Here is a 16,909-nt window from a genome sequence, read left to right as displayed (position 1 = left end):
GGCCGTCGCGGCCGGGCAGCGGCGGGGCCACCGGGACGCCGAGATCCGCGAGGCGCTGGGTCGCCCGGTGCTGGCGGGCGATCGCGGCGGGGTCGGCGGGGTCGGGGGCGGAGGGGGGCTTTAGGTGGTGGGTGCCGGGGGCGGCCGCGGCGGCTTCGGCAGGGGCGGCGGCTCGGCTCCGGGCGGTGGATCCGCTTCGGCGGGCGGCGGAGCAGTGGTGGGCGGCTGCCCCTCGGGCGGCCTCCCGGCGCTGGGCGGCGCCGCCCGGTTCGGTGGGCTGCGGCGGGCCGGCTGCCCGGCTCCGTCCGGCGGTCTCGTCGGCGCGCCGTCCGTCCTCACTCCGCCCGTCCCCGCCCTGCTCGCCCGGTGCCTGGCACCGCGCCGGCATCACCCGTTCCAGGCTCGCGTGGACCACGCCCAGGAGCGCGCCCAGCCGGCCGCACTGGACGGTGCTGAGCTGGCCGCCGTGGCGGTGGCGGCCGTCGATCCAGGGGTGCAGGGCGTAGGCGTGGCCGCCGACGACAGCGACCGTACGGCCGTCGCGGCCGGGCAGCGGCGGGGCCACCGGCCGTCGCGGCCGGGCAGCGGCGGGGCCACCGGGACGCCGAGATCCGCGAGGCGCTGGGTCGCCCGGTGCTGGCGGGCGATCGCGGCGGGGTCGGCGGTCTCGGGGTCGAAGTGGTGCTTCAGGAAGTAGTCGCCGCGGGTGGTGGCGAGCCGGTATCCGCGGTTCAGCAGCCCTTGGTCGACGGGGACGCAGGTCAGCGCGGACCCGGCGGCGTACTGGCGGAGGAGGACGCCCAGAGGGGGCGCGTGGGACGTGAAAGGTGGTACAGATGAGCGCGGCACGCGCCAGATGGTAGGGCACGAGCCGGGCGCGTGAGCGGGGCGCTTGTCGCAGGCAGTCACAGGTGACCGCAGGCTGTCACGGACAGTCGGGTTCGATCAGGGAGTGCACTGTGGCGAACTGGAGTTCGGTTCGTAGCTAGCGCGCGCATGCTGGTCGCGACCCGGCCGTGCTCGACGCGCCGAGAAGATCGGCGGCGCGCTGTTCATCGGTCGGCATGCGCCCGCTGTGGGCGCCGCGAGGACGGGCACACCAGGGGCGCTCGCCCCGAGAACAAAGGCCCAAAGTCCCGATTCAGGGGGTCCCCCCTCAAAAGCCCTGCCGCGGCCCCTGTCCGCCCTGCCGCTCGTGGCGCTCCGCCTGCATCCGGGCCACGTACGCCGCCGCCTGCGCGCGCCTCTGCATGCCCAGCTTGGACAGCAGCCCGGACACATAGTTCTTGATCGTCTTTTCAGCCAGGTGCAGCCGTTCGCCGATCGCGCGGTTGGCGAGTCCCTCGCCGATCAGATCGAGGATCCGGCGCTCCTGCTCGGTGAGGTTCGCGAGCCGCTCGTCGCCCTGCGCCGGGTTCGCGCCGTCCCGCAGCCGCTCCATGACACGGGCGGTGGCGACCGGGTCGAGCAGGGACCTGCCTGCGGCCACGTCCCGTACGGCAGCCAGCAGTTCATGCCCTCGGATGCCCTTCAGGACGTACCCGGACGCGCCCGCCATGATCGCGTCGAAGAGGGCCTCGTCGTCGGCGAACGAGGTCAGCATCAGGCACTTGACGCCCCCGTCCTGGGAACGGATCTCACGGCACACCTCGACGCCGCTGCCGTCCGGGAGCCGTACGTCCAGGACCGCCACGTCCGGGCGGGTGGCCGGAATTCGCGCCAGCGCCTCCGCCGCCGTACCGGCCTCGCCGACCACCTCGATGTCGTCCTCGACCGAGAGCAGCTCGCGGACTCCCCGGCGGACGACTTCATGGTCATCGAGGAGAAATACAGTGATTTTTCCGTCTTCGGGCACCCGGACAGTCTCACATACCGGCTCTTCCCGTGAGCCGGGTGAGCGGGATAACGTGCGGTTGTTCCGGCCCTCGCAAGGCTGTGACCAGGGCCCCTTCCCGACTTGTTCAATTTACTTGGATTTCCAAGCAAAATCGCAGGTCAGGGGGGTTTCATAGAAATATGGCGCACTGGGTAACGTGAGCTTTGCGGACGCTCGCCGGGGCACCTGTCACGCCTGTTCCCGGCCGAGTGGCACCCACCCCGTGCACGGGTCTCGGGAACAGGTGACCGCACTGGTTTCCCGGCAACCCCGGGGCCGGACCGACGGAGGAGTACACGTGACCGTGGAGAGCACTGCCGCGCGCAAACCGCGACGCAGCGCCGGAAGCAAGACCGGTACCACCCGCACCACCGCGCAGAGCGCCGACGCACCGGCCGCCGACGCCCCAGCCACGGCCGCGCAGCGCACCCCCGCCAAACGCGCCGCCGCCGCCAAGAAGCCGGCCGCGAAGACGGTCAGGGCGGTCGCCGATCCCGACCTCGTCCAACTGCTGACCCCGGCGGGCAGGCGCGTCAAGAACGCCGCCTACGAGCCGTACGTCGCCGACCTCACCTCCGACGACCTGCGCGGCCTGTACCGGGACATGGTGCTGACCCGCCGCTTCGACGCCGAGGCCACCGCCCTCCAGCGCCAGGGCGAGCTGGGCCTGTGGGCCTCGCTGCTCGGCCAGGAGGCCGCCCAGATCGGCTCCGGCCGCGCCACCCGCCCCGACGACTACGTCTTCCCCACCTACCGTGAGCACGGCGTCGCCTGGTGCCGGGACATCGACCCGACCAACCTGCTCGGCATGTTCCGCGGAGTGAACAACGGAGGCTGGGACCCCAACAGCAACAACTTCCACCTCTACACGATCGTCATCGGCTCGCAGACCCTGCACGCCACCGGCTACGCGATGGGCGTGGCCAAGGACGGCGCCGACTCGGCCGTCATCGCGTACTTCGGGGACGGCGCCTCCAGCCAGGGCGACGTCGCCGAGTCCTTCACCTTCGCCTCGGTCTACAACGCCCCCGTGGTGTTCTTCTGCCAGAACAACCAGTGGGCCATCTCCGAGCCGACCGAGCGCCAGACCCGCGTCCCGCTCTACCAGCGCGCGCAGGGCTACGGCTTCCCTGGCGTACGGGTCGACGGGAACGACGTGCTGGCCGTCCTCGCGGTGACGAAGTGGGCCCTGGAGCGGGCCCGCAACGGCGAGGGGCCGACGCTGGTCGAGGCGTACACCTACCGCATGGGCGACCACACCACCTCCGACGACGCGACCCGCTACCGCCACGACGACGAGCGGGCGGCCTGGGCCGCCAAGGACCCGATCGCGCGCCTGCGTACGTACCTGGAGGCCTCAAACCACGCGGACGAGGGATATTTCGCGGAACTGGAGGCCGAGAGCGAGTCGTTGGGCAGGCGAGTACGCGAAGTGGTCCGTGCCATGCCGGACCCGGACCCCTTCGCGATGTTCGAGCACACCTACGCCGACGGGCACGCGCTCGTGGACGAGGAACGGGCCCAGTTCGCCGCCTACCAGGCGTCGTTCACCGATGTGGAGGGGTCATGACCGTGACGTCGAAGAGCATGGCCCTGGCCAAGGCGATCAACGAATCGCTGCGCAAGGCCCTGGAGACGGACCCCAAGGTCCTGATCATGGGTGAGGATGTCGGCAAGCTCGGCGGTGTCTTCCGGGTCACCGACGGTCTGCAGAAGGACTTCGGCGAGGAGCGGGTCATCGACACCCCGCTCGCCGAGTCGGGCATCGTCGGCACGGCCATCGGCCTCGCCCTGCGCGGCTACCGCCCCGTGGTGGAGATCCAGTTCGACGGCTTCGTCTTCCCGGCGTACGACCAGATCGTCACCCAGCTCGCGAAGATGCACGCACGCGCGTTGGGCAAGATCAAGCTCCCGATCGTCATCCGCATCCCGTACGGCGGGGGCATCGGCGCGGTCGAGCACCACTCGGAGTCCCCGGAGGCGCTCTTCGCGCATGTGGCGGGCCTCAAGATCGTGTCCCCGTCCAACGCGTCGGACGCCTACTGGATGATGCAGCAGGCCATCCAGAGCAACGACCCGGTGATCTTCTTCGAGCCGAAGCGGCGCTACTGGGACAAGGCCGAGGTCGATGTGGAGGCCATCCCCGGCCCGCTCCACAAAGCCCAGGTGGTCAGAGCCGGCACCGACCTCACCCTCGCCGCCTACGGCCCGATGGTGAAGCTGTGCATGGAGGTCGCGAACGCGGCGGCCGAGGAGGGCCGGTCCCTGGAGGTCCTCGACCTCCGGTCGGTCTCCCCGCTCGACTTCGACTCCGTCCAGGCCTCCGTCGAGAAGACCCGCCGTCTGGTCGTGGTGCACGAGGCGCCGGTGTTCTTCGGCTCGGGCGCGGAGATCGCCGCGAGGATCACGGAGCGCTGCTTCTACCACCTGGAGGCACCGGTGCTCAGGGTCGGCGGCTACCACGCCCCGTACCCGCCGGCCCGCCTCGAGGACGAGTACCTACCGAGCCTGGACCGGGTGCTCGACGCCGTCGACCGCTCGCTGGCGTACTGAGGAGAGGGACGTGACGACAATGACTGACGCGTCCGTTCGCGAGTTCACCATGCCCGACGTGGGCGAGGGACTCACCGAGGCCGAGATCCTCAAGTGGTACGTCCAGCCGGGCGACACGGTGACCGACGGACAGGTGGTGTGCGAGGTCGAGACCGCCAAGGCGGCCGTCGAACTGCCCATCCCGTACGACGGGGTCGTGCGCTCACTCCACTTCCCCGAGGGCACGACGGTCGACGTGGGTACGTCGATCATCGCGGTGGACGTCACGGGCGGCGCCGGGGAGGCGGCGGAGGCAGAGCCGTCGGTTGCCGCCGAGGTCCCCCAGGCCACCCAGGCCACCACCCAGGTCGCCCAGGAGGAGAAGGCGCCGGCCCGTCAGCCGGTCCTCGTCGGCTACGGCGTGTCCGCCTCCTCGACCAAGCGTCGTCCCCGCAAGGGCGCCGAGGTCCCGGCCCGGGAGGTCGCCGCGGCGGTCCAGCAGGAGCTGAACGGTCACAGTGACCTCACGGCCCTCGCCGGAGGGGCCGCGGTCGCCTCCGCGCGTCCGCTCGCGAAGCCGCCGGTGCGCAAGCTCGCCAAGGATCTCGGCGTCGACCTGACGACGGTGACCCCGTCGGGCGCCGACGGCGTCATCACGCGCGAGGACGTGCACGCGGCGGTGGCCCCGGCGACGCCCGAGGCGGTGCGGGCGGCACCGGCCGCCCCCGCCGCACCGGCGCCGGTGGCCTCGTACGACGGCACGCGGGAGACGCGCGTGCCGGTCAAGGGCGTACGGAAGGCGACCGCGGCGGCGATGGTCGGCTCGGCGTTCACGGCGCCGCACGTCACGGAGTTCGTGACCGTCGACGTGACGCGCACGCTGAAGCTGGTCGAGGAGCTCAAGCGGTCCGCCGAGTACGGGATGCAAGGGGTACGGGTGAACCCGCTGCTCCTGATCGCCAAGGCCCTGCTGGTCGCCATCAGGCGCCATCCGGAGGTCAACGCGTCCTGGGACGAGGCGAACCAGGAGATCGTGCTCAAGCACTACGTCAACCTGGGCATCGCGGCGGCCACCCCGCGCGGTCTGATCGTCCCGAACATCAAGGACGCCCACGACAAGACGCTTCCGCAACTGGCGGAGGCGCTCGGCGAGTTGGTGTCCACGGCGCGGGACGGCAGGACGTCGCCCGCGGCCATGCAGGGCGGCACCGTGACGATCACGAACGTCGGCGTCTTCGGCGTCGACACGGGCACGCCGATCCTGCCGCCCGGAGAGGCCGCGATCCTCGCGGTCGGCGCGATCCGGCTGCAGCCGTGGGTCCACAAGGGCAAGGTCAAGCCCCGACAGGTGACGACCCTGGCCCTGTCCTTCGACCACCGGCTGGTGGACGGGGAGTTGGGGTCCAAGGTGCTGGCGGACGTGGCGGCGATCCTGGAGCAGCCGAAGAAGCTCATCACCTGGGCGTAGGAGCGTGAGCGCATGACTGAGGGGGCCCACCGGAGTGGTGGGCCCCCTCAGTCATGCGTGCGTGCCGGGGGTCAGCCCAGGCGCGCGAAGCCGTAGTTCATGAGCTTCTTCGCGTCCGACGTGCGATCGGCGACCGACGCGGAGGCGAGGACCGTGCCGATGACCGTCTTGCCGTTGCGGGTCGCGGCGAAGACCAGGCAGTACTTGGCCTGCGGGCCGGAGCCGGTCTTGATGCCGATGGTGCCGGCGTAGCCGGACAGCAGCGGCTTGTTGGTGTTCTCCCAGGCCATCCAGCGGGTGCCGCCGGTGGACGTGGTGACCAGTTCCTTGAAGTTCTGCGTCTTCACTATCGCGCGGAAGGCGCCGGACTTCATGGCGTTGCTGGCGAGCTTCGTCAGGTCGCGCGGGGTCGAGTAGTTCGCCCCGTTGCCGATGCCGTCGAAGCTGTCGAACTTGGTGTTCGTCATGCCGAGACTCCGGGCCGTGCTGTTCATCTTGCCGATGAACGACTTCACCCGGAGGGCACGCGTCGAGCCGGTGCCGAACTTGTCCGCCAGCGCGTACGCCGCGTCACAGCCCGAGGGCAGCATCAGCCCGTACAGCAGCTGACGGACGGTGACCTTGTCGCCGACGATCAGCCGGGCCGAGGAGGCGTTGTTGGCGACGATGTAGTCGCTGTACGCCTTCTGGATCGTGACCTTGGCGTTGAGGTTCAGGTTCGGCTGGGCCAGCACGACCTTCGCCGTCATGACCTTCGTGGTGGAACCGGTGGACAGCTTGGTGTCGGCGGCCTTGCCGTACAGGCTCGAGCCGTTGGCGTTGTTCATCAGATAGCCGCCCTTGGCGACGATCGTCGGAACGGCCACAGCGGCCTGTGCGGGCGCCGCGGTGAGCGCCCCGGTCGCGAGCACGGCGCCGGTGGTGACCACGACGGCTGCGGCTCTGCGAAAACGGATGCCCTGGATGCCGGTTATCAACTTCAATACCCCGATTACGTCTGAATCGTCCGAATGCCACTGGAGAGCGGCCGAGTTGGCCGAGTCGGCGAATCGCCGCTCTCTGTGACTCGTAACTAGCACAGTTGGTTGTGCGCGTGCTGAGGCGGGTTCCCCGATTTTCCCTTTCCGAAGGACGCCGTACGGCTCCGCGTGGTTCCCGCGACCCTTCCGGAGATTGAACTGTTGTCCGTGCGGCGACGTCACGCCCCGATCGGGGAACGGCCCCGGGATCGGTCCATATGGCGGACGACCGCCCTTATGCGTACGTGATGTATCTATGATGTCGCCATGAACAGCCCCGCCGTGCAGCACATGCGGCACGTGAAGCAGCCTCCCGCCGCCGACCGCGTCTACACCCACGTCAAAGAGGGCGTCCTGGACCGTCGTTACGAGGGCGGGACCCTGCTCACCGAAGGCGAACTCGCCGAGGCCGTCGGGGTGTCCCGCACTCCGGTGCGCGAGGCGCTGCTGCGCCTGGAGGCCGAGGGACTGATCAAGCTCTACCCGAAGAAGGGCGCGCTCGTCCTGCCCGTCTCCGCCCAGGAGATCGCGGATGTCGTCGAGACCCGCCAACTGGTCGAGGAGCACGCCATCCGCAAGGCCGTGCCCGCCTCGCCGCGGCTCATCGCCCGGCTCACCGAACTCCTCGAACGGCAGCGCGAGCAGGCCGCCGCAGGCGACCTCGCGGGCGCCGCCGTGACCGACCGCTGCTTCCACGCCGAGATCGTCCGCAGCGGGGGCAACGAGATCCTCTCCCGGCTGTACGACCAACTGCGCGACCGGCAACTGAGGATGGGCGTCGCGGTCATGCACGCCCACCCCGACCGCATCACCAAGACGCTCGCCGAACACCGGGAGATCCTCGACGCGCTGCGCGCGGGCGACCCGGAGGCGGCGGTGGCGATCGTGCACCGGCACGTGAGCTGGTTCTCCAACCTGGCGCGGGGCGAAGTGCGATGAGTTGGGGGGAGCGTGCTGTGAACGGTGGTTCGGGGGCAGATGAGGGTTCGCGTTTGGGCGCGGGGTCAGGTTTCGGTGCGGGTGCGGGTGCGGGTGCGGGTGCGGGTGCGGGTGCGGGTGCGGGTGCGGGTGGGGGGTCAGGTCCTTCAGGTCCGGGTGCGGGTGCGGGTTCCGGTGCCGGTTCGCTGCCCGGTGATCCGCCGGGTGGGCGTCGCGCTGTCCTGGTCTGGTCCGTCGGCGTCTGCGTGTACTTCGTCGCCGTCATCTTCCGTACGTCCCTGGGGGTGGCGGGGCTCGACGCCGCCGACCGCTTCCACGTGGGCGCGTCCGCCCTGTCCACGTTCTCGATCCTCCAGCTCCTCGTCTACTCGGGCATGCAGATACCGGTCGGGCTGCTTGTCGACCGGCTCGGTACGAAGAAGGTCCTGACCATCGGGGTGGTGCTGTTCACGGCCGGGCAGCTGGGATTCGCGTTCTCCCCCTCGTACGGCACCGCCCTCGCCTCCCGCGCGCTGCTCGGGTGCGGCGACGCGATGACGTTCATCAGCGTGCTGCGGCTGGGGTCCCGGTGGTTCCCGGCGCGGCGCGGGCCGATGATCGCGCAGTTGGCGGGGCTCGCCGGGATGGCGGGCAACCTCGTCTCGACGCTCCTCCTGGCCCGGCTGCTGCACGGCGTCGGGTGGACGGCGGCCTTCGCGGGCAGTGCGGTCGCGGGCCTGGTCGTGCTGGTTCTGCTGGTCGCCTTCCTCAGGGATCATCCGGAGGGGCACGAGCCGGAGCCGTTCCCGCACCAGGGGGCCGCGTACGTCCGCCGGCAGATCGCCGCCTCGTGGCGTGAGCCCGGGACGCGGCTCGGGCTGTGGGTGCACTTCACCACCCAGTTCCCGGCGATGGTGTTCCTGCTGCTGTGGGGCCTGCCGTTCCTCGTCGAGGCCCAGGGTCTGACGCGGGCGACGGCGGGGGAGCTGCTGACGCTGGTCGTGCTCTCCAACATGGTCATCGGCTTGGTGTACGGCCAGATCGTCGCCCGGCACCACGCGGCGCGGCTGCCGCTGGCGCTCGGCACGGTGGGCCTTACGGCGGTGATGTGGGCGGTGACGCTCGCCTACCCGGCGGTGGTCGGCGCCGGCCACGCCCCGATGTGGCTGCTGGTGCTGCTGTGCGCGGTGCTCGGGGCCTGCGGGCCGGCGTCGATGCTCGGCTTCGACTTCGCGCGGCCCGCCAACCCGCCCGAGCGTCAGGGGACGGCGTCCGGGATCACCAACATGGGCGGGTTCGTCGCCTCGATGACGACGCTGTTCGCGGTCGGTGTGCTGCTGGACGCGACCGGGGACAACTACACGGTCGCGTTCTCGTTCGTGTTCCTGGTGCAGGGGGTTGGCGTCAGCCAGATCCTGCGGTTGCGGAAGCGGGCGGCGCGGCGGGAGCGGGAGCGGTTGGTTGTGAGCAGGGTTTCTACTGTGCACGTTCCTGTGTGAGCGACGGTTCGTACGGGGCCGGTGCTCGGGGCGGGCGTCGCTGGGGGCTGCCGCCCCCAGGCCCCCGCTGTCGGCCCTGAAGGGGCCTTGTCCTCAAACACCGGACGGGCTGGGAGTGTCGGGGGCGCTGGGGGATGCGGGCGTCGCTGGTGAGGGCTGCGGCCCCCCGGGTCCCTGCTGTCGGCCCTGAAGGGGCCTTGTCCTCAAACGCCGGACGGGCTGGGGGTGTGGGGCGGCGCCTGGAGTGTTGGGCGGCTCTGCGAAGAGACCTGTTCTCAGGGGGTTACCGCGAAGTGGTGCAGGATCGCCGCCGTCAGGCCCGGGTCGCCCTCTGCCTTGATGCGGTCGGCTGCCGCCTCCGGGGTCACCCGGCCGCAGGCCAGGCGGAAGTACGTTTCCCAGTCGAGAGTGAAGGCGGCGGCCGGGCCGAGGGCCGGGGACGTTTCGAGGGTGCCGCGGCCGTTGATGTCGACGCGGATCGTGCGCAGGAACTCGAGGGGACCGTGTACGTCGAAGACGATCGCCGAACTGCGCGGTGCCCCCGCGTCCTTGGCGACGACCTTCGGGAGCCTTTCGAGCAGCACGTCCCGAGCGACGTGCGCGCCGGGCGAGTCGAGGTTGCCGGGTCGGCCGAGGGCGGTGCGCAGGTCCTGCTCGTGCACCCACACGTCGAACGCACGGGTCCGCATGGCGTCCACGAGAGCCGTCTCCTGGCCGTGCAGGCCGCGGATCATCGCGCCCGGTTCCCGTGACTCGTTGCGCAGCTGGCGGTTGCGGCGGATGACCGTGTACTCCAGCTCGGACGTCATCTCGGGGGCCGTGTGGTGTCGCCGTACGTCGACCTGCATCTCCATGTAGCGCTGGTGCTCGTTCGTGACGTGGAAGAGGTCGCGCGGGAGCGTGTGGATGGGGCGCGGGTCGCCCAGCATCTCGCACTCCAGGCCGATGACATGGGACACCACGTCACGAACCGACCAGCCCGGGCACGGGGTCCGGCGGTTCCACTCGCCCTCCACGAGCGGTGACACCAGCTCGGATATCGCTTCGATGGAGTGGGTCCAGGCGTCGGCGTAGGGCTGGAGAGTGGGATGCAGACTCACGGAACGGGACCCCTCGGGCGGTCGGTACGCGGGCAGTGGCAGCGGCGGGTGACGGCGGGTGTCGACGGCGTTGTCGGCGGTGCTTAAGGCCGCGGTGAAGGCGGCGGTGAAGATCGTGGGGAGGTGGTGGTGGAGGTCGTTGGGTCGGAGGTGTCGGGGGTGGGATCGGGCGGTGGTGCGGCGTTTTCGATGGGTACGGAAGCGCCTGCGGGATAGCTGTCAGCGGGTGTCTTGGAACGTTAAGTTACGCTGCTGTGAGGCACCCCGGCAGTGCTTTCGTGTGACGATCGTAGGCCCGTGTGAACGGCTCGAATGTCAGGACGGTGGTAGTGTGCGCGCCTCGCTCATTCAGATCGGTGTAGATGAGGGCGAATCGGTCGAATCGCGTCGGCAGCGAGTTGCCTCGCTCGTACGGGACGAGGCCGGAGCCGACCTCGTCGTACTGCCCGAGCTGTGGACGACCGGCGCCTTCGCGTACGAGCAGTTCGCGACGGAGGCCGAGCCGTTGGACGGGCCGACGTACGGCGCGATGGCGAAGGCGGCGAGCGACGCGGGCGTGTGGCTGCACGCGGGTTCGATTCCGGAGCGGGATCCTGAAGGTCCGCTGTACAACACCTCCCTCGTCTTCTCCCCCGCCGGTGAGCTGGCCGCCGCCTATCGCAAGATCCATCGCTTCGGCTTCGACAAGGGCGAGGCCGTGCTGATGGGTGCGGGCGCGGAACTCGTCACCGTTTCTCTCCCCGAGACGACTGTTGGCGTCGCCACCTGCTACGACCTCCGTTTCCCCGAGCTCTTTCGCGGTCTTGTCGATGCGGGTGCCGAGACGCTGGTCATCTCGGCGGGCTGGCCGGAGCGGCGGCGGGCCCACTGGACGTTGCTGGCGCAGGCTCGGGCGGTCGAGAACCAGGCGTACGTCCTTGCGTGTGGAACGGCTGGGGCGCATGCGGGAGTTCCGCAGGCCGGTCACTCGATCGTGGTTGATCCCTGGGGTGAGGTGTTGGGGGAGGCGGGGTCGGGCGAGGAGGTTCTGCGGGTTGAGTTCGAGCCGTTGCGGGTGGGAGAGACTCGGGAGCAGTTTCCCGCGCTGAAGGACAGGGTGTTGGGGGTTGCGGTGCCGGGTCGGCACTGAGGTGGCGCCGGGGGGGGGTGTTTCGCCCCCGCCGCCCTTACCCGTCCCGTCCTGGGGGCTGCGCCCCCAGACCCCCCTTCGGCCCTGAACGGGCCTTGTCCTCAAACGCCGGACGGGCTGGATGGTGCCGGACGGGCTGGATTTGCCGGGGCGGGCTGGAGATGCCGGGCGGGCTGAAAATGGGCCCCCTCAGTCCTCTCTCCGTTCCTTCTCCGCCAAGTGGATCACGCATACCGCCACCGCGATCAGCAGTGCCGGGTCTGCGTCGTCTCGTACGACGTCCACACCGTATGTCTCCCGGATGTGCAGCCAGCGGCGGGAGATCTGGGCGAGGAGTTCGCCGTTGTAGTCGACCGCGAACTCCCGGTCCAGGATCTTTCCGCTGACGTCCAGTTCCGTGCCGTCCACCAGCGACACCCGGTAGTGGTTGCGTAGGAGCGACAGGCGTTTGCGTCTGATCGTCGCCAGCGGGTCGCCGTCCCGTTCGATCACCATGGTGTCCCGCAGGGCGAACATCTTCTGGTGGATGTCGATCAGCACCCGCCCCTGCGTGTCCTTCAGCTCGAAGGTGTCCCGCAGCCGCATCGCCTTGCCGTCGACCAGGTACACCTTGGTGCCGTGCTGGTCCTCGATCCAGTAGTCGTCGCCGATGCCGAGCAGCCGGTCGCGTACGAGGAATCTCATGTACTCACCGCTTCCCCGTCACAGCGTCCCCGACGCCGCCGGTACGCCGATGGGCTGAAGGAACTGAAGGGGGTGGAGGGGTCAGCCGTGGTGTCGGTCGTCGTCGATCACCGTCGTCGAGGGCGGTACCAGTACCCGCCTGCGACGCGCCACGCTGCGGAACGTCAGGGCGCCGATCAGTCCGACGACCATCAGGATGACGCCGACCAGGTCGAGGTTGACCCCCTCCATCTCCCAGTCGGTCGCGAACGTGAGAATGGCTCCCACGGCGATGAGGATGATGCAGCCGCCGAGGCTCATGAGTGTTGCCTCCCTGTCCGGGGCCGGTCGTTTCCGGTTGTTTCCGGTCGCTTCCGGGTTCCCGGACCTGGGACAGGTATGCGCGGTCGCGCAACTACCCTTCCAGGAACGCCACCAGCGCGTTGGCGAGCAGGTGCGGATCGTCGGCGCCGCACAACTCCCGCGCGCTGTGCATCGAAAGGATCGCCACGCCGATGTCGACCGTCTTGATGCCGTGCCTCGCGGCGGTGATCGGGCCGATCGTCGTGCCGCACGGCATGGAGTTGTTGGAGACGAAGTTCTGGAACGGGACGCCGGCCTTGTCGCAGGCCGCCGCCCAGATCGCGCGGCCCGAACCGTCCGTGGCGTAGCGGTTGTTGACGTTGACCTTGAGGATGGGGCCGCCGTTGACGCGCGGGTGGTGCGTCGGGTCGTGGCGCTCCGCGTAGTTGGGGTGGACGGCGTGGCCCGTGTCGGAGGAGAGACACACGGTGCCCGCGAACGCCCTTGCCCGGTCCTCGTACGATCCGCCCCGCGCGAACACCGAACGCTCCAGCACGCTGCCGAGCAGCGGGCCGTCCGCCCCCGTGTCGCTCTGCGAGCCGTTCTCCTCGTGGTCGAAGGCCGCGAGGACCGGGATGTACGGGAGTGTCCCGTCACCGGAGGCGGAGCGGGTCGCCACGGCCGCCAGTGCCGCCGTCGCGGCGTGTACGGACAGCAGGTTGTCCATGCGCGGGCCGGCGACCAGCTCCCGGTCGCGGCCCAGGTACGCGGGTGGTTCGACGGAGTGGGTCATCAGGTCCCAGCCGGTGACCTCGCCCGGCGCGAGTCCGGACTCCTGTTCGAGGAAGGCGATCAGGTCGCCCTCGCGGACATCGTCCGACAGGCCCCAGATCGGCTGCAGGTGGCGCTGCTTGTCGAGCTTCAGCCCGTCGGTGTTCACGGCGCGGTCGAGGTGGACGGCGAGCTGGGGGACTCGCAGCAGGGGCCGGTCGACGTTCACCAGGCGCGTGGTGCCGTCCCGGAGGGTGAGGCGGCCGGCCAGCCCCAGGTCGCGGTCCAGCCAGGAGTTGAGCAGCGGCCCGCCGTAGATCTCCACGGCGACCTGGCGCCAGCCGTGTCCGCCGAGGTCCGGCACCGGCTTCACGCGCAGGTTGGGGGAGTCGGTGTGGGCGCCGACGATCCGGAAGGGCGTGTGCGGCGCGGCGCCCTCGGGGACGTACCAGGCCACGATCGCGCCGCCGCGCAGCACGTACTTGCCGCCGGTCCCCGAGGTGGCGGCCGCTGATGTCTCCGCGTCCCAGGCGTCCGTCTCGGCGACCTGTCGGAAGCCGGCCTTCTCCAGCCGCTGGGCGGTGTTCGCCACGGCGTGGTACGCCGACGGACTCGCCGCCAGGAAGGACATCAGGTCGTCGGTGAGGCCGCGGTCGAAGCGGTGGGGTGCGCTCATGGGGTTCACCTTAACGACGTAATAGCGCCCGCTCCCTGGGTTGGTGAGCGGGCTCTCGTAACGGAGGTGTGAAGGCGGGACAACTGGTTCGCGGGTCGGTTTCCGGACACCGGGCGGACCGTGGGGATGTGTCCCGGTTCAGCGGTACGGCGGCCCGCCCCGGAAGGTGAACCCCGGTGCGGGCCGCCGTACTTGGCCTGTGTGAACTCAGGCAGTGGTGGCCTGGGTGTGCGAAGTGTGCGAACTGCGTGCGAAGTGTGCTCAGAAAGCCGCTTCGTCCAGCTCCATCACATCGAGGTCGACGCCGGCCGCGAGCTTGCGGGCGCCGGTGACGCCCGGCAGGACGTTGGCCGCGAAGAACTTCGCCGCCGCGATCTTGCCCTGGTAGAACGGGACGTCCTTCGCGGACGCGGTCGCCAGCTTCTCGGCGGCCACGGCGGCCCCCTTGAGGAGCAGGTAGCCGACGACGACGTCGCCCGAGGCCATCAGCAGGCGGGTGGTGTTGAGGCCCACCTTGTAGATGTTCTTGACGTCCTGCTCGGTCGCCGCGAGGTCCGTCAGCATCAGGCCGACGATGGCCTCCAGCTCGACGGCGGCCTTGGCGAGCTGCTCGCGCGCCACCGCCAGGTCGTCGCCGCCCGTGCCCGGCGCGAGGAACTTCTTGATGTCCTCGGCGAGGGAGTTGAGGGCCGCGCCCTGGTTGCGGACGATCTTCCGGAAGAAGAAGTCCTGGCCCTGGATCGCGGTCGTGCCCTCGTACAGGGTGTCGATCTTGGCGTCGCGGATGTACTGCTCGATCGGGTACTCCTGGAGGAACCCGGAGCCGCCGAAGGTCTGGAGCGACTGGGCGAGCTGCTCGTAGCCCTTCTCGGAGCCGTAGCCCTTCACGATCGGGAGCAGGAGGTCGTTGAGGGCCTCCAGGGCCGCGCTCTCCTCGCCCGCCGCCTCCTTGACCTGGATCTCGTCCTGGACGGAGGCCGTGTAGAGCACGAGGGCGCGCATGCCCTCGGCGTACGCCTTCTGCGTCATCAGCGAGCGGCGGACGTCCGGGTGGTGCGTGATGGTGACCTTGGGCGCCGTCTTGTCCATGAAGTTGGCGAGATCCGGACCCTGGACGCGCTCCTTGGCGTACTCGAGGGCGTTGAGGTAGCCGGTCGACAGCGTCGAGATGGCCTTCGTGCCGACCATCATGCGGGCGAACTCGATGATCCGGAACATCTGGCGGATGCCGTCGTGCTTGTCGCCGATCAGCCAGCCCTTGGCCGGGTGACGGTCGCCGAAGGTCATCTCGCAGGTGTTGGAGGCCTTGAGGCCCATCTTGTGCTCGACGTTCGTCGCGTACACGCCGTTGCGCTCACCGAGCTCGCCGGTCTCGAAGTCGAAGAGGAACTTCGGTACGAGGAAGAGGGACAGGCCCTTGGTGCCGGGGCCGTGGCCCTCCGGCCGCGCGAGGACGTAGTGGAGGATGTTCTCCTCCATGTCGTGCTCACCGGAGGTGATGAACCGCTTCACGCCCTCGATGTGCCAGGAGCCGTCCTCCTGCTGGATCGCCTTGGTGCGGCCGGCGCCCACGTCCGAGCCGGCGTCCGGCTCGGTGAGGACCATGGTGGAGCCCCAGGTCTTGTCGACCGCGATCTGGGCGATCTTCTTCTGTACGTCGTTGCCCTCGTCGAAGAGGATGCCGGCGAACGCCGGGCCGGATGCGTACATCCACACGGCCGGGTTCGCGCCGAGCAGCAGCTCCGCGTAGGACCAGATCAGGGAGCGCGGCGCGGTGGTGCCACCGATCTCCTCGGGCAGGCCGAGGCGCCAGTACTCCGACTCCATGAAGGCCTTGTAGCTCTTCTTGAAGGAGGCCGGGACGGGCGCGGTGTTGGTCGCGGGGTCGAAGACCGGCGGGGTGCGGTCGCCGTCCGTGAAGGACTCGGCCAGCTCGTTCTCCGCGAGGCGGGTCATCTCCTCGAGGATGCTCTTGGCGGTGTCCGTGTCCATCTCCGCGAAGGGACCGGTGCCGTACAGCTTGTCGCGCCCGAGGACCTCGAAGAGGTTGAACTCGATGTCGCGGAGATTCGACTTGTAGTGCCCCATGGCGACGGCTCCGTAGAGAGATCGGCGAGGCACTGACTCCTCGCGCCTGATTCGCATACCAACTAGTAGCTGCCTTCCACGATGATGCTACCCGCCGGTAATAAGACGCAACCCCAACCCTTGATGTGTGACGCGTTACGCGTCCAGGGGTGGGCCGGGGGCCGGGCCGCCCCGGGGTCACCCCGCTCTCGGTACTCTTGCGGCCATGTACGGCTATGACCAGAACGCTGGAGCGCAGCAGCAGTACGCCCAGCCGCAGCAGCAGATGCCGGGCGGGTACGGCCAGCCGCCCCCGCTGTACCCCGAGCCGTCCCCGCCGTCCCTCGCGGACGCGGTGCGCGCCTTCACGACGGGCTCGATGTCGGCCGAGGACTTCCAGCAGGTCTTCGCCACGTCGAAGGTGTACTGCCCGCGCGGCGACAACCCCGGGTTCCTGGCGCTGCACAACACCCAGCAGCCCGTGATCCCGATGTTCACCTCCCTGAAGGAACTGCGCCGCTACGCCGGCAAGGAGTCCAAGTACTTCGTGATCACCGGCGCCGAGGTCATCGACCTGCTGCCCACCGGCTACGGCTTCGTCGTGGACATGGAGGGCGAGCACCGCATGGTGTTCGACGCGAAGGCGGTCGAGCAGATGGTGGAGTTCGCGATGCGCAGGATGTACGGCTGACGGTCCCTCCCCTCCTGTTACCTCCCCTCCCTGCCTGGGCGTCGAAAACCCCCTTCCCGTACCGGAAAACCCCCCTGCGGTTGTCGCAGGCATGCCATAAGGTCTCTTCTGGCAGCCGCGCCCCAGTGGTAACCGCTTCGGCGGTCGCGTCTGGGTGTCGCGCGGCGCTCTCAGCTCCCGGTGTGATTCCGGGTTCT

At 69.7% G+C, this 16,909-nt stretch carries 15 protein-coding genes and 1 pseudogene; 7 read left to right on the top strand and 9 right to left on the bottom strand.

Translation table 11 applies throughout. The features are described 5' to 3' along the window. The 3 genes and pseudogenes from ADL01_RS46200 to ADL01_RS16655 form a co-directional block, all read right to left on the bottom strand. Window positions 1-415: pseudogene (locus ADL01_RS46200) on the bottom strand (hypothetical protein); the annotation flags it as partial. Continuing rightward, window positions 388-849 carry a phosphotransferase gene (locus tag ADL01_RS16660; RefSeq protein ID WP_234354664.1) on the bottom strand — a complete coding sequence of 154 codons (462 nt, stop codon included), beginning with the start codon at window positions 847-849 and terminating at the stop codon, window positions 388-390. The gene ADL01_RS16660 and the pseudogene ADL01_RS46200, both read right to left, overlap by 28 nt. A 307-nt stretch (window positions 850-1,156) precedes the next feature. Continuing rightward, window positions 1,157-1,855, bottom strand: a complete 699-nt coding sequence (locus ADL01_RS16655; RefSeq protein WP_053742776.1) for a response regulator — start codon at window positions 1,853-1,855, stop codon at window positions 1,157-1,159. A gap of 319 nt (window positions 1,856-2,174) precedes the next feature. Between ADL01_RS16655 and pdhA the strand changes: the two genes are divergently transcribed. From pdhA to ADL01_RS16640, 3 genes are read left to right on the top strand one after another with little or no spacing between them, the layout of a single operon-like run. Next, complete coding sequence (gene pdhA / locus ADL01_RS16650; RefSeq protein ID WP_053742775.1) at window positions 2,175-3,446, top strand: pyruvate dehydrogenase (acetyl-transferring) E1 component subunit alpha; 1,272 nt, start codon at window positions 2,175-2,177, stop codon at window positions 3,444-3,446. After that, window positions 3,443-4,429, top strand: coding sequence for an alpha-ketoacid dehydrogenase subunit beta (locus ADL01_RS16645; RefSeq protein ID WP_053742774.1), 987 nt, complete (start codon window positions 3,443-3,445; stop codon window positions 4,427-4,429). The genes pdhA and ADL01_RS16645 overlap by 4 nt, the downstream gene beginning before the upstream one ends. A gap of 10 nt (window positions 4,430-4,439) precedes the next feature. Continuing rightward, on the top strand, window positions 4,440-5,876 hold the full coding sequence (locus ADL01_RS16640) for a dihydrolipoamide acetyltransferase family protein (protein ID WP_053742773.1): 1,437 nt from the start codon (window positions 4,440-4,442) through the stop codon (window positions 5,874-5,876). A 71-nt stretch (window positions 5,877-5,947) separates the two neighbouring features. Here ADL01_RS16640 and ADL01_RS16635 read toward each other — a convergent pair whose 3' ends face one another. Beyond that, window positions 5,948-6,853 carry a D-alanyl-D-alanine carboxypeptidase family protein gene (locus ADL01_RS16635; RefSeq protein WP_053742786.1) on the bottom strand — a complete coding sequence of 302 codons (906 nt, stop codon included), beginning with the start codon at window positions 6,851-6,853 and terminating at the stop codon, window positions 5,948-5,950. A gap of 309 nt (window positions 6,854-7,162) precedes the next feature. On the opposite strand from ADL01_RS16635, the gene ADL01_RS16630 reads away from it, so the two are divergent. Together ADL01_RS16630 and ADL01_RS16625 are read left to right on the top strand one after the other, a co-directional pair. Continuing rightward, window positions 7,163-7,834: a GntR family transcriptional regulator gene (locus ADL01_RS16630; RefSeq protein ID WP_053742772.1), complete on the top strand. Its 672-nt coding sequence runs from the start codon at window positions 7,163-7,165 to the stop codon at window positions 7,832-7,834. A gap of 185 nt (window positions 7,835-8,019) precedes the next feature. Continuing rightward, window positions 8,020-9,312: an MFS transporter gene (locus ADL01_RS16625; protein WP_053742785.1), complete on the top strand. Its 1,293-nt coding sequence runs from the start codon at window positions 8,020-8,022 to the stop codon at window positions 9,310-9,312. Between the two features lie 275 nt (window positions 9,313-9,587). Here the strand turns inward: ADL01_RS16625 and ADL01_RS16620 are convergent, their stop codons facing one another. Beyond that, the gene (locus ADL01_RS16620; RefSeq protein ID WP_053742771.1) at window positions 9,588-10,412 is read right to left on the bottom strand and encodes a maleylpyruvate isomerase family mycothiol-dependent enzyme; all 825 of its coding nucleotides are present in this window, start codon (window positions 10,410-10,412) and stop codon (window positions 9,588-9,590) included. Between the two features lie 331 nt (window positions 10,413-10,743). Here ADL01_RS16620 and ADL01_RS16615 point away from each other — a divergent pair, with 331 nt between their 5' ends. Further along, window positions 10,744-11,541 (top strand): carbon-nitrogen family hydrolase, encoded by a 798-nt coding sequence (locus tag ADL01_RS16615; protein WP_053742770.1) that lies wholly within the window; start codon window positions 10,744-10,746, stop codon window positions 11,539-11,541. A 189-nt stretch (window positions 11,542-11,730) separates the two neighbouring features. On the opposite strand, the gene ADL01_RS16610 is transcribed toward ADL01_RS16615, so the two are convergent. The 4 genes from ADL01_RS16610 to ADL01_RS16595 form a co-directional block, all read right to left on the bottom strand. After that, window positions 11,731-12,225 (bottom strand): LURP-one-related/scramblase family protein, encoded by a 495-nt coding sequence (locus ADL01_RS16610; protein WP_053742769.1) that lies wholly within the window; start codon window positions 12,223-12,225, stop codon window positions 11,731-11,733. An 81-nt stretch (window positions 12,226-12,306) separates the two neighbouring features. Beyond that, a complete protein-coding gene (locus ADL01_RS16605; protein ID WP_053742768.1) occupies window positions 12,307-12,525 on the bottom strand; it encodes a DUF6458 family protein in 219 nt (72 codons plus the stop codon). A gap of 94 nt (window positions 12,526-12,619) precedes the next feature. After that, complete coding sequence (locus tag ADL01_RS16600) at window positions 12,620-13,954, bottom strand: M18 family aminopeptidase (RefSeq protein ID WP_053742767.1); 1,335 nt, start codon at window positions 13,952-13,954, stop codon at window positions 12,620-12,622. Between the two features lie 261 nt (window positions 13,955-14,215). Then, a complete protein-coding gene (locus tag ADL01_RS16595; RefSeq protein ID WP_053742766.1) occupies window positions 14,216-16,042 on the bottom strand; it encodes an acyl-CoA dehydrogenase in 1,827 nt (608 codons plus the stop codon). Between the two features lie 205 nt (window positions 16,043-16,247). Here ADL01_RS16595 and ADL01_RS16590 point away from each other — a divergent pair, with 205 nt between their 5' ends. Further along, a complete protein-coding gene (locus tag ADL01_RS16590) occupies window positions 16,248-16,712 on the top strand; it encodes an SseB family protein (RefSeq protein ID WP_053742765.1) in 465 nt (154 codons plus the stop codon). Window positions 16,713-16,909 lie beyond the last annotated feature (197 nt).

The sequence above is a fragment of the Streptomyces sp. NRRL WC-3618 genome (assembly GCF_001280005.1).
Classification (GTDB): domain Bacteria; phylum Actinomycetota; class Actinomycetes; order Streptomycetales; family Streptomycetaceae; genus Streptomyces.
Note: the sequence above shows the minus strand (reverse complement) of the source record. Positions and strands in the feature narration are given on the sequence as shown.